This is a genomic window from Pseudovibrio sp. JE062, from assembly GCF_000156235.1.
In the GTDB taxonomy this organism is placed as follows: domain Bacteria; phylum Pseudomonadota; class Alphaproteobacteria; order Rhizobiales; family Stappiaceae; genus Pseudovibrio.
Map to the genome: position 1 here is coordinate 157,856 of NZ_DS996813.1, position 12,166 is coordinate 170,021.

Here is a 12,166-nt window from a genome sequence, read left to right on the forward strand (position 1 = left end):
CTCTATCACTAAACTGTCAGCAGGTTTACCACTTCTCGTTATCTTCCTAATCTTTACCTATAGGATAACCATCAGAAATTACCATAAATTGCAATTAGCCAGATAGGTAATATTGCGAAAAATCGAAACCGCTTTGTAAAAAAGCACGGGATAAACCCACAGGAGATGCCATAGAACTTCACTAAGCTGCGCATTTTTGAATTTTAATTGCGCAGCCGCAATTGCTTCACTTGACAATTTGGGTCATTTGGAAGACCTCTGCCGCTACGACGCCTACTGAAGCTGCTTGCCTTTGGCTTAGGTTGTTTCAGTGACATGTACATGTATGTGTAGCTTCCGTCTTAACGTGGAAGACTGCAGGCGAAGGCACGTTCTAGGATAAGTTATGACTAAGAGTCTTGAGGAACGGATCGACGATCTGGAAGTGCATATCGCACATCAGAACGAGACGATCGAAACGCTCAATGATGTGGTTTCCAATCAGGCACAGGTGATCGACCGACTCGTTTCAGCAATGGGACAGATGAAAGACCACCTGCTTGATATTCAGGAGTTGGTTGAACAAGCACCAGCCAACCAGAAACCTCCACATTACTGAGCAAACAAGGCTTTCCTAAACCAAGAGGAAACTATTTTCCTGCTGAACATCAGCAAAGATAGGTATACTCAGGTAAGGGGAAACCTGATATTAAGAGATGACAGGTCTGCTGTTGCTTGAACGCAGGCCCTTTTTTCGTGGATCACTCAACGTTACGCGAGTGAAGAATACAATTTTCTGTTCCGCCGCCTATAAGGGCTGCCACTGCTGTACTTTTTGCGCAGCACCTGGGAACAAAAAAGCCTGGATGAGAAAGAAACCCAATGGCTATTGAGCAGATTCTGGCGACCCATAAAAAGGAGAGCCTTGCTGATAAAGCTTATCGTCTGATTGAAGAGTTGATCGTCAACCTTGACCTTGCTCCGGGCATGGCCCTGACTGAAGGCGACCTTTGCGAACGGACCGGAATTGGCCGGACCCCAGTGCGCGAAGCCATCAAGCGCCTTTCAACCGAGGGCCTGATCGTCATTCGCCCTCGTAAAGGGCTGTTCGTTTCAGAGATCGAAACCTCCGAGTATGTGCTGGTACTGGAAACCAGAAAGCCTCTGGAGCAGCTTCTGGTGGCTTCTGCCGTTAAACGCGCAACACCGGAAGAGCGTGAAGCTCTGCACCAGTGCGCTGAGGAAATCCTCGCACAGGCACGTGCAGGCGACGTGAAGGGCTACCTGCGCGCTGACAAGGTGTTTGATGAAGTGCTCTGCGCTGTGTCCCGTAACCCGTTTACAGCACGCGCTGTGGCTCCTCTGCAGACCATGAGCCGCCGGGCATGGAGTGCCTTCCGCGGTGCTGAGAAGCTCGAAGATTCTGCTATTCGTCACCACAAGCTGGCAGAAGCATTGGCAAACAACGATGCTGAGAAGGCTGAGGCTGCAACTGTTGAGATGATGGATCACCTGACCAACTTTGCAGTGAAGCAGGCTGAAAAGGCTGGCGACAGCGTTTAATCAGGTCAGATGACTGAAAAGCAAAAAGCGGAGCACATGCTCCGCTTTTTATTGCCCGCTCTTTGGGGGCGTAAACACGTCAATGCGGGCGTTTCGCCCACTGGCTCCTAACAGGAGCAGGTACGGTTGATCTCTTTGAATGACCGGTCGCTTTGCACCGTAGATCCCGGAAAGGCGTACACGGATCTCACCGTGTGGTGTCTTGCCCTCAAACATGCCCGTGGACACTTGAGAGAGCATGACAGGGGCATAAAGGATCTCATAGGAAGGCGGCGCTGCTGCAGGGCGCATGACCACTACAGCGTTGGCTCTGATATCACGCCCTTCATCCTGGGCATCAACGGCGCCAACGGCCCGGTGCAAAATCTTATACTGGCAATTCATCTGATCAATCGTCGTCGATACATCATGAAGCCGCTGCCTGCTGCGCAGCATTCTCCATGATGTTGTCCCTCAAACTCGCAGGCACGTGGAAGGTGAAGTCCTGAATGAGGACGTCCTGCACGATGTCGGTTGCGAAGCGCTCATTGACGCGATCACGAACCTCTTCCGTCAGCTGCTTCAGATCGGACTTCTTCAGCTGAGCGAATTCCTTGTCTGCCTTGCTGTAAATCAGGCGGAAGGCTTCATCGACAATAAATGCATGTGGTGGAACGGCGAGCTTGGCAAGCAGTTCACTATCAACGGTGAAAACAAACTGAGCTACGATGTAACCGTGGATCTTACCGTCTTCGAGCACCGGCACGTTGATTGTCGGGGTGCTTTGATAATCCAAGCCTTCCAGATGCGCATTCTTTTGCAGCATCGGATCAAAATCGGTCTTGTAGAGTGCAGTGAAATACGCTGCAACAACCGTTACAAGACAAATCCAAACTCCGGTTACGAGAACTTTCAACATACGCTCTTACCAGCTTCCAACCATTGATTCATAAGTGCCATCGGAATCGTGATCCTTCATGACCTGAGAAAGCAGACCTGAGACCTCTTTCACAGCATTCAGCTGGGTAGACAGCAGCTTCATGTTGACTGACAGCTTTTCCTGAAGATCCTGCAGACGGACAACAATCTCGCTTGGCAGGTTCTCCGGGCCAACGGCTTTACCAGCCATATCCAGATCGAGCATAGCGCGCCCTTTCAGGTACGCACTCTCTTCCAGATCGATATCCCCTTTGCCGACCAGCGCTTCGTTTTCTGCGTTCAGCAGATTGTCTACACGGTCGATGCTTTTGGACAGAGCGATGTAATCCTCAGGCAGGATGTAGGCATCCTTGTCCTCTGATTGCTCGGCATCCTGAACCACCGGCTTTTCTTCATGCAGAACCAGCTCGTTGCGTTCGCTGTCGATCACTTCAGACATTTATGCCTCTTCTTTAGGGAGAGTTGGACGAATGGTATCCGGCAGGAGCATTTCAGCCAGACCGATAGATCCGGACTTGGCCAGTTGGTTGGCGAGTTGCTCAGCCATGAGGCCCTTCCACATGGTTCCAGCTGTTCCACCGCCGTAAACGGTTTCCATTTCCTTCGGCAGCATGGACTTCACGAAGGTCTGGAGGATTGCGCTTTCAAGCTTTTCGCCTAGATCAGCGTTGTCCAGCTTCTTAGAGTAGCGGTTGGCCATCGAGTTGAGTTGCTCAACACCCTCCTGCCCTTTCGCCTTGGCGCTTTCAGCTTCTGCCATAAATCTGGAGAAACTGCTGGACGCCCAGGACGGTTCAGACACCGGAAGATCTTTTGAAACAACGGCAGGAGCTTTAAGCGCACGGGTGGCTGCTCTCACTTCTGTAGGATCCGCTTGATTAATAACGTCCAGAACAAGGTCGCTGACAGGCTGAATGGCCATAAGCACTCCCATTAGTCACAAGAAGGGCATGTATAGTCGAAAAGACCCTAGTTTCTGAGACTTATCTGGACCTGACCTTACTGGTATCTGCGTGCAGCTCTGCAATCTCCTGAAGCAGCTTCTTTTCCTCGGTCCGGTGATACGAGACCAGAGCCTTATCGTGATGCTTCTCAGTCATGTTGGTTTGACGCTTCTGATCCAGCAGCTTTTCGAGCAACTCACCTTTTTGCTTTTGCTTCAGAGACTTGCTGCGGTTGTTTGCATCAAGGCGCCTAGAGATCGCGCGGTTCATCACCTCACGAAGTTCCCCTTCGTGCTGCCCCCAGTGGCTGACCAGCTTGCCCTCTTCTTCATCGCAGCGCTGAATTTCATTTTCCAGAACAGCAATGTCGTACTTGATCATTTGCTCTTTCTGTTCCTGAACCTTCATGATGCGACGAAGGCGTGTGACGCGTGCTTTATCCATGGGCTACTGCAATACCAACCAGTCTCCCAGACCAGCATAAAACAGGCGCAAAAGCTCTGTGATGATCTGCCAGAGAACAAAGAGACCACCCATCACGACAACAGGCAGCGCAACGAAGTAAACAGGCATCTGCGGCATGAGCCTGTTGGTGAGACCGAGTGTCAGGTTCACAACGATGCCATAGATCAGGAACGGGCTGGTGATGCGCAATGCCAACAGCAGTCCCTGCATGAGCTTGGTTGAAAACTGATCAACAGCGGCAGACGGAACGAAGTCTCCTCCCACAGGTATAGCTTGATAGCTCTCCGCCAATCCAATGAAGACATCGGCATGAGCACCGGTGATAAACAGCATGGCCGTGGCTGTGAGCGTAATCAAACCTGCCATAGGTGGCAATTGCTGGAATTCTTCGACAATCGGCGCAGGCTGGTTGAAACTTGAAGCGTTAGCCGCTGCTCCCGCCATCATTTGCAGCATGCCGAAGAAAGCACGCCCAAATGCAGCAATCAGAAAGCCGATCAACAACTCAACGAAGATGATGCGCAGCAGCTCATCCAGAGATGCAGCAGAAATGATTGGTTCAACCAGCACCAGAATGAGCGGAGAGATCGCCAGAGTTGCCGAGATGGCGATGAACAAACGCACCTGCACCATGACACGAGGTGACGAGAACCCTGGCATAGCCATAAGGCATGCTCCAACGCGGCAGAATACCACGAAGACGCTTAGGATCGCCTCTGGAGCATTTTCTAGGGTCACGAAATTGATCCTAATGCCTCGATATCTACGCCGCGCGCCACTTCCAGATGAGAAAGAATTGGCAGAGCTGGGAACATGCGTTCTGTGATCATGCGCACATACTGGCGCGCTTCAGGTGCAACCACCACAGCGAAACGCTGGCCTGAGGAAATGTGTTCTCGGATAACCTCAGCACTGTCTCGAGCAAACTCCTCGACCTGCTGCGGCTCCATATCAAACTCGATCACTTCACCATTGGTATCGCGGCGCAATGCCTGATGGAATGCGAGATCCCAGCGGTTGCCAAGGCGCAGAACCTTCAGGCTGCCATCGCCTGCGATATCACCACAGATCTGCGTAGCCATGCGGATACGCACGTGGTCTGCAATCTGTTCCGGACGGCGAGCATGCGGTGCAATCTCAGCAATCGCTTCCATGATCAGCGCCAGATTTCGGATGGAGATACGCTCCGCCAGAAGCAACTTCAACACAGCCTGCAGGCCAGAGTAAGAAATGTGCTGTGGGCAAATATCATCGATCAGACGGGTATAGGCAGGATCAAGACGATCCAACAGCTTACGCATGTCCTTATAGGAAAGCAGCTGAGACAGGTTGTTTCTGATGACCTCAGACAGGTGTGTCAGCACCACAGACAGGTTATCAACCGTGGTATAGCCCTGACGCTTAACTTCATGTTCAAACGCAGTCGGGATCCACATGGCCTGCATACCGAACGCTGGCTCACGTGTTTCTGTGCCCGGCAATGCTGGTAGCTCACGATTGCCACCGATGACCATCAGTTCGCCAACCTTGATGTTCTCAGAGGCGACAATGGTGCCGTGGATGCGGAACTCGTAACTCTTTGGCTCCAGATTGAGGTTGTCGGTTACCTTAATCTCCGGAACCACGAAGCCGTATTGCTCAGCGAACTTCTTGCGCATTTTGTTGATGCGGTTGCCGATCTCAGGCTTTGCTGCAAGAAGACGTGCAGTGAGCTGTTTACCAAGACGCATTTCGATTTCAGCAAGTTCAAGACTATCCTTGACGGACTCCTTCTTGACTTCCTTTTCCATCTCAACTTTCTGCAGCTCAGCTTTGGCCTGCTCAGCTTTTGCTTCTTCCACCCGCAGCGGAATGATATAGGCCGCAAAGCCGAGTGCGCCGCCGAGCAAAACAAACGGCAGGAATGGAAGACCCGGCAGCAACGACAGCAGCATGAGCAGCAAAGCAGCAACAGCAAGCGCCCGTGGGTAGCCTGCCAGCTGCCCAAGAACAGCCTGCTCGGCTGAACCTCTGGTGCCACCTTTGGAAACGAGCAGACCTGCTGCAAGTGAAACGATCAGAGCCGGGATCTGCGAGACAAGACCATCACCAACGGAGAGCTTGGTGAAGACGTCGGCAGCTTCCCCTAGATCCATACCGTAGCGGGTTACGCCAATGATGATGCCGCCCAGAACGTTTACAACGGTGATGATGAGACCAGCGACCGCATCACCACGCACGAACTTGGATGCACCATCCATGGCACCGAAGAAAGAGCTTTCTTCCTCCAGTTCCGCACGGCGGCGCTGCGCTTCTTTATCGTCGATCATCCCTGCTGACAGGTCAGCATCAATCGCCATCTGCTTGCCCGGGATACCATCCAGGGTAAAACGCGCGCCGACCTCAGCGATACGGCTGGCACCTTTGGTGATCACGAGGAAGTTCACTGTGACGAGGATCGCGAAGACAATCAGACCAATCACAAAGTCGCCGCTCATGACGAACTGCGAGAAGCCATTAATAACATACCCAGCCGCCAATGGACCTTCGTGGCCATTCGCCAGAATGACACGGGTTGTCGCAATGTTCAGCGCCAACCTAAGCATGGTTGCGATCAGAAGAATGGTTGGGAAAGAGGAGAACTCAAGCGGGCGCTGAATCCACAGCGACACCATCAGAATGAGAACGGAAAATGCGACTGAAATTGCAAGGCCGAAGTCGATCATGAACGTCGGCATGGGGAGAAACAGTACAGACAGAATGAAGATTATTCCGACTGCAAATCCAATATCACGTTTGCTGTTTGGAGCAGCAATCCCCGTCACGGTCTGAGACATTCGCACCCTTCAATTCGGCATAAGCATACTGCGGCTACTTAGGCCGAAACATTGAAGAAGGAAGCTTGTGTGAGGGTGGTCTGGAGGGGATCGTGATTGACCTATCCCCTCCTCGCTTGAAGAATAAAAGCTGAAACTGCCGGGATCAGAACCCGTGCTCAATGCGACCGTAGACCATCTCAGTAAGTGAGAAGATCTGTGAACCGATAAATGGTCCGGTCATAGCAATCAAAATAAAGATCACAACAATCTTAGGAATGAACGTGAGTGTCATTTCCTGAATTTGCGTGAGAGCTTGAAACAAGGCGATAATCAAACCAACGAACATGGCGCCCGCAACTGCGGGGCCTGTCGCTGTAATAACAGTCCAAATTGCTGTTCGCACAATATCGAGTGCATCTGCCTCATTCATCGCCGGATGGTCTCACTTCCACCTTAAGCATCAGCTTCAGGCTGAGGATCTGCCTGAGGGCGAGAAATCTCAATACCTGGTACGAGAGCGACTTTTGTGCCGTCTTCCAGTGTCGCAATAGAGCCGTCAGTCAGGATCTGAACTGACTTGATCACACCGGTGGTGGTCTCAGTGCCATCTGCATTTGGCACTTCGACAGTCGCGCCAATCAGATTGTTCGCCTGATTGATAGAATGCTGCTGCAGCATCGCTGTCAGGTGAGTGTTAGTCTTAGTGGACTGTTCTACTGCAGAGAACTGCGCCAGCTGGCCCATATACTCAGCTGTATCAAGCGGATCTGTCGGATCTTGGCTCTTCAGAGACTCCATGAAAAGCATCAGGAACGCATTGTAATCCAAATACGCCTGCTCACTGCCCTGTGGCTTGAAAACAGGCTCGTTGGATGAAGCTCCATTGGCGGTTCCTACCGGGTCAACACTCATCTCGATTTCCTTTAGTTCTCGCCCACTGCGCGAGCAAATGGCATAACAACAGTTTCAGACTGTTCGCTTTCGCCCTTCGACTGCTCATCAGACCAAATAGCCATCTCAACAGCGAAGAGCTTCTTCAAAGTGCGAAGAGCGTCAAAATATCTCTTATCCTTGATCTTCTTTTCGACGATCCCTAGCCCTTCGATAAGCTCTGGATTTTCAACAGCCCTATGGATTGATGCAAGCATCAAGAGAGCACCATGAAGGCTTTCCAACTCAGTTTTAGGGTCGATCAACGCATTCTGGACATAGAAATATAGCTGTCGAAGTGGCGTCGTCGTGTCTTCTGGCTGCATGACATAAGCTTCAAGAAGAAAACTTGCGTCATTTAAAAGCTTCACTGACGTCTTTTGCTCAAATGACAAAACAGCGCCATTGATAAATACTTTCTCACCTGCTTTTAGGTGCAAACGCATAAGTAATCCTCTCGCTTAACTTAACCCGTCACGAACAAGTTCATTAATCTCAATCAGGCTCTTGAAATCGTCAGACTTCCCCTCACGGATCAAATCAGCTTGTTTGACACACCAGATCCCAATTGAAATGAGATCCGCGCGCAACTCAGCCGGAAGCCCGTTTTCGGGGCTCCCTAAGTCACTGATCAAGATGCTCCAGAGGCGATGAACTGAGGTCAAAGCCTGCGCTGCTTCGCTCGATGCACTTCCATGCTCGTCTGCAGCCTGCAATTGAGCAACTACCAGAGAAAACAGCTCACGCTCTTGCCCTCTTCTATCTTCAGAAGAATCTTCAAGCGTTTCGGCGTATGACATTTGATACATTCAGTACTCCAAGAGTGTTTCACTCGTATCCTTAAACACCTACAGATACTTCATAATGTTCAGGTCTTTGATTTTTGCAGTAATAGCGTAAGTCGCCTCAAGCTGGGTCTGAGCAAGGCTTAACTCTACTGCTGCGCGGTTTTCATCAATGTTTTCAAGGTCATTGATGCGCATGTTCAAAACGTCTTTTTTGGCAATAATATCTGAGTTAGTGCGCTCAACATTCGTTTTGATCGCGCCATTTTGCGCTTCGATAACGATGGTTTTGTCGACCCCACTGTTCAAACTGTTCACTGCACGATCAGTGATAAACTTCTCAGCCTCAGTATTGAGATTGAGCTTCCCAAACACTGCAACGATAGAGAGCCCTTCGGCCAACTCACCAAATGCCTTTTCATTTGCAGAGCCCGAGCCGGTAGTCGTCACACCATTTTCAATTGTGGACGTCATTTTTTCATTAGTCGCCGAAGACCAGTGCGTCGTCCAATCCGCGCCAAAGATGTCTTTAAATCCCGCACTATCGAGAAAAGTCTCCCAGTCTTTACCAGCAGGATCACCCTTCGCAGGAATGGACTCTGTTGCAGGATCATCAATGGAATGTCCAAAGAATGTTTGGAAAGCTTGTTCAATCTGGACTTCAGGTCCACCTGGCAGACTTTTAAAGTCGTTTACGGGTGCAGTCCCTGTGTTAATCCCACCAAACACATAAACGCCGCTCACATTTGTGTTGAGAGCGTTAGTGAGTTTATCCAGTTCAGTATATGCGAGATTAGAAGCTGTCTTCAGATTGTTGGAGTTGCTCTTCAAAGCAATAAGATCAGAACGGAAGTCAGCATTGCTCTCGTGGATGTTGTCCAACGCAGTGTTCATCACATCAAGTCGAGTCACCAACTGGCGGTTCGTATCCAACTGACTTTCTAGCTGTGAGTACTCTGAACGAAAAGACGTAGAAGCTCCGGTTTGCGCTCCTAATGCCAATCCCATGTCAGCGTGTTTCTTTGAGGCATTCTCAATAACTGCTTTATCCAACCGCGCACGCTGTTCCGTCAGATAGTCTGAGAGCCGGATCGAACTAGATAATGTTGATACTGTATAAACCATAGTTACCTCACTGCGCTCAGAAGCTCTTGGAACATTCGATCGACTGCTGTCATCAGTCGTGCAGATGCAGAATAAGCAGTCTCAATCGTCAAGAGGCGCTGCATTTCTGTGTCAATATTTACACCTGTTTTATTGGAGAGCATTTGCGCATTTGAACTGAAAGCCGATGCATCAAGTGTTGATGTTTCCGTCGCGATCTTACGCTCCGCACTAAACCAACTGACAGTGTTGGATGCGAAATCTTTCAGTGTTGATGTTGGGTTCACACCTGAGGTTGGGTCAAATGTTCGCTCTTGATTTAAAGCCGCTTCGTAGCTCTTTAAAAGGTCAGAATAGCCTGCATTATCGCCGGTGTTGTGTTTGTACGCGGCACCATTGATACCACCGTCACGCAAAAGCTTTACATCCCCACCAGCTGCAGGATTCACGGCATCATGCACTTTTAAGCGACCAATTAGATCTCCAGTACCGGCAGCAAAAGTAAACAGGCCATCTTGAGGTGCTGTTCCACCTGGCTGTGTCTCTTGAAAGGCATCAACTAATGCTTCTGCAGCTTCATCGAGTTGTGTCTGCATCGTAACAAGAGTATCGTCACGAATTTTCGCATAACCGGCGATCGCACCTCCGGATACCGGCATTGTGGCGCCCGGCCCTGCCACTGCGATCCCATCGACTAAGATATTCTTACCGACCTCTCCTGATCCAAGTGACAAAGATGTCTCAAATGAGACTTCTCTAGCCACCTTCTCAAAAAGTGTCACACCGCTGTCAGTGTAAACTGCGACACCATTGTTTTCCTGGTCGAGAACTGTAATGCCGATTTCCTCAGAAAGGACCCGCAGCATTTCATCTCGCTGATCCATGAGGCTATTCACATCCTGGCCAGCATTTGAACCAGTAACGATTTTACCGTTAACCTCTTCCAAGTCTGAAAGGATGTTATTGATGTTGTCGACAGCACGCCCCATTGCTGCATCAGCTTCAAGGCGAGTTTCTTTCAAGGATTCAGAAGATTGCTTTATATCATCAACCAGTGCGGTAGCAGAGTTCACAACCGACTGACCTAATACCTGGTTTGAAGGATCGTTGCCGTATGACACGATCGCTTCACCTAATGTACCAATTCCTGAGGCAATACTCGTACCAAAAGGCACCTGCCCAGATGGATTGAGCTGATCCAGCATATTGGCATAGGAGCCAGATGCAATTGCAGCACTACCAGTCTTCAGAGTTGCCTTGAACGCCGCCTGATTGACCATCCGCGACGCGTGCGAAACATAAACAACAGAGCCAGTGTCACTGACAATATTCTGAACCACTGCCTCTTGGCGCGAGTAGCCTGGATTATTGACATTAGCGACGTTGCGCGACGCAATCGCCATCTCAGCAGAGCGTGCTGCAATGGAAGACTGCGCCGTAAGCATTGCGGAGGTAAGTGACATACTTAGCGCCCTTAACGTAAGTTATTCAGCTCTTGAAGAAGCTCAGAACTTGCATTGAATACTTTCGTATTCGCGCTGTAGGTACGTTGCGCCTGAACCATTTCCGTCAACTCAGCAGCAAGGTCCACGTTAGACCCCTCGACCGCACCTGAGTAGAGAGAACCAAATCCATTATCTCCGGGGAAACCTACCGCCGGATCGCCGGAGGCATCTGTTGCAGCATAAACATTACCGCTTTTTGCCTGCAAGCCGTCAGGGTTAGAGAAGTTTACGATCTGAATTTGATCAAGTAGCTTTTCAGCACTTCCCTCATAGACCCCAAATACCCGACCATCAGCTTCAATACGAATAGTCTTAATAGTTGAAGGCCCATAACCGTCTACATCAACCTTGTTGACGCTGAACTTATCGCCTGCAGTTACTGTCTTACTCAGATCAAGAGTCAGCGTCTCACCATTTGGCACGGTAAATGCCAACTCATCAGGCGAACCAGTCTGAAGTGTACCATCACCATCAAAAACCAGATCAACGTTTGCCAGTTCAACTGGCGGAGTATCTTGATTGTAGGCCTGAACTTTCCAAGTTGAATCATCAACCGTACTACCGGTCATGTTCTGACCGATTTTTGAGTAAACGAGATCGATCTTAACTACATTACCATTCTGATCATAAGCGCTGACCGATGTTTTGTAGTCAAAGTTTCCCGGGTAACTCGGAGCACCGGTACGTACAGGTGTACTAGACGCCAAGTTCACACCAAGTTCACCCTCACTACTCGCCTGCCAGACAGGAGTATTAAGATCGACAGTAACTGGCGCACCACCAGCAGACAACAACTTGTAGCCACCTGAGTTCACCATTTGACCATTCTTGTCGAGAACGAAATCACCAGCGCGGGTGTAGTAAGTACTACCCTGAGAATCCTGAACTTGGAAGAAACCTTTACCGTTGATCGCCAAGTCTGTACCGCGAGAGGTAAAGTTGAAGGCACCTTGTTGGCGAACGGTCTGAACAACTGTTGTGTTCACGATACCGGATTCATGTCCGGACGTACCACCAGAGCCGACGAGGGAAGAGAATGCTGTTTTGTAGCGTTTGTAGCCTACGGTATTGGCGTTGGAGATATTGTCCGCGACAGTTGAGAGTTTGTTCGACTGCGCGTTCATACCTGACACGCTGGTATTCATAATTCCGTAGAGGCCCATGGTCTGCTCCTG

Annotated in this window: 16 protein-coding genes; 2 read left to right on the forward strand and 14 right to left on the reverse strand. The window is 50.1% G+C overall.

Annotation, left to right across the window (positions count from 1 at the left end; translation table 11 throughout):
- Positions 1–385 precede the first annotated feature (385 nt).
- Both PJE062_RS21240 and PJE062_RS21245 read left to right on the forward strand, forming a co-directional pair.
- A complete protein-coding gene (locus PJE062_RS21240) occupies positions 386–598 on the forward strand; it encodes a SlyX family protein (protein ID WP_008551763.1) in 213 nt (70 codons plus the stop codon).
- Positions 599–861: 263 nt separating this feature from the next.
- Positions 862–1,542 carry a GntR family transcriptional regulator gene (locus PJE062_RS21245; RefSeq protein WP_008551859.1) on the forward strand — a complete coding sequence of 227 codons (681 nt, stop codon included), beginning with the start codon at positions 862–864 and terminating at the stop codon, positions 1,540–1,542.
- A gap of 48 nt (positions 1,543–1,590) precedes the next feature.
- Here the strand turns inward: PJE062_RS21245 and PJE062_RS21250 are convergent, their stop codons facing one another.
- From PJE062_RS21250 to PJE062_RS21315, 14 genes are all read right to left on the reverse strand, one after another.
- Positions 1,591–1,926: a hypothetical protein gene (locus PJE062_RS21250; RefSeq protein WP_208982426.1), complete on the reverse strand. Its 336-nt coding sequence runs from the start codon at positions 1,924–1,926 to the stop codon at positions 1,591–1,593.
- Positions 1,927–1,948: 22 nt separating this feature from the next.
- Positions 1,949–2,440, reverse strand: a complete 492-nt coding sequence (locus PJE062_RS21255; RefSeq protein ID WP_014285260.1) for a flagellar basal body-associated FliL family protein — start codon at positions 2,438–2,440, stop codon at positions 1,949–1,951.
- A gap of 6 nt (positions 2,441–2,446) precedes the next feature.
- Entirely contained in the window at positions 2,447–2,899 is a 453-nt protein-coding gene (locus tag PJE062_RS25855; RefSeq protein WP_014285259.1) for a hypothetical protein, read from the reverse strand.
- On the reverse strand, positions 2,900–3,382 hold the full coding sequence (locus PJE062_RS21265; RefSeq protein ID WP_008551927.1) for a rod-binding protein: 483 nt from the start codon (positions 3,380–3,382) through the stop codon (positions 2,900–2,902).
- Between the two features lie 61 nt (positions 3,383–3,443).
- The gene (locus PJE062_RS21270) at positions 3,444–3,848 is read right to left on the reverse strand and encodes a hypothetical protein (protein WP_008551851.1); all 405 of its coding nucleotides are present in this window, start codon (positions 3,846–3,848) and stop codon (positions 3,444–3,446) included.
- A 3-nt stretch (positions 3,849–3,851) separates the two neighbouring features.
- Positions 3,852–4,607, reverse strand: a complete 756-nt coding sequence (locus PJE062_RS21275; protein ID WP_037037899.1) for a flagellar biosynthetic protein FliR — start codon at positions 4,605–4,607, stop codon at positions 3,852–3,854.
- Positions 4,604–6,685 carry a flagellar biosynthesis protein FlhA gene (gene flhA, locus PJE062_RS21280; protein WP_008551884.1) on the reverse strand — a complete coding sequence of 694 codons (2,082 nt, stop codon included), beginning with the start codon at positions 6,683–6,685 and terminating at the stop codon, positions 4,604–4,606. Before flhA ends, PJE062_RS21275 begins: the two co-directional genes overlap by 4 nt.
- A 145-nt stretch (positions 6,686–6,830) precedes the next feature.
- The gene (gene fliQ, locus PJE062_RS21285) at positions 6,831–7,097 is read right to left on the reverse strand and encodes a flagellar biosynthesis protein FliQ (RefSeq protein ID WP_008552027.1); all 267 of its coding nucleotides are present in this window, start codon (positions 7,095–7,097) and stop codon (positions 6,831–6,833) included.
- Positions 7,098–7,120: 23 nt separating this feature from the next.
- On the reverse strand, positions 7,121–7,579 hold the full coding sequence (flgD, locus tag PJE062_RS21290; RefSeq protein ID WP_008552042.1) for a flagellar hook assembly protein FlgD: 459 nt from the start codon (positions 7,577–7,579) through the stop codon (positions 7,121–7,123).
- Positions 7,580–7,590: 11 nt separating this feature from the next.
- A complete protein-coding gene (locus tag PJE062_RS21295; RefSeq protein ID WP_008551943.1) occupies positions 7,591–8,043 on the reverse strand; it encodes a flagellar biosynthesis repressor FlbT in 453 nt (150 codons plus the stop codon).
- A gap of 15 nt (positions 8,044–8,058) precedes the next feature.
- Entirely contained in the window at positions 8,059–8,406 is a 348-nt protein-coding gene (gene flaF, locus PJE062_RS21300) for a flagellar biosynthesis regulator FlaF (protein ID WP_008551915.1), read from the reverse strand.
- Positions 8,407–8,445: 39 nt separating this feature from the next.
- Positions 8,446–9,507 carry a flagellar hook-associated family protein gene (locus PJE062_RS21305; RefSeq protein ID WP_037037901.1) on the reverse strand — a complete coding sequence of 354 codons (1,062 nt, stop codon included), beginning with the start codon at positions 9,505–9,507 and terminating at the stop codon, positions 8,446–8,448.
- A gap of 2 nt (positions 9,508–9,509) precedes the next feature.
- Positions 9,510–10,949, reverse strand: coding sequence for a flagellar hook-associated protein FlgK (flgK, locus tag PJE062_RS21310; protein ID WP_008551781.1), 1,440 nt, complete (start codon positions 10,947–10,949; stop codon positions 9,510–9,512).
- An 11-nt stretch (positions 10,950–10,960) separates the two neighbouring features.
- Complete coding sequence (locus PJE062_RS21315; RefSeq protein ID WP_008552024.1) at positions 10,961–12,154, reverse strand: flagellar hook protein FlgE; 1,194 nt, start codon at positions 12,152–12,154, stop codon at positions 10,961–10,963.
- Positions 12,155–12,166 lie beyond the last annotated feature (12 nt).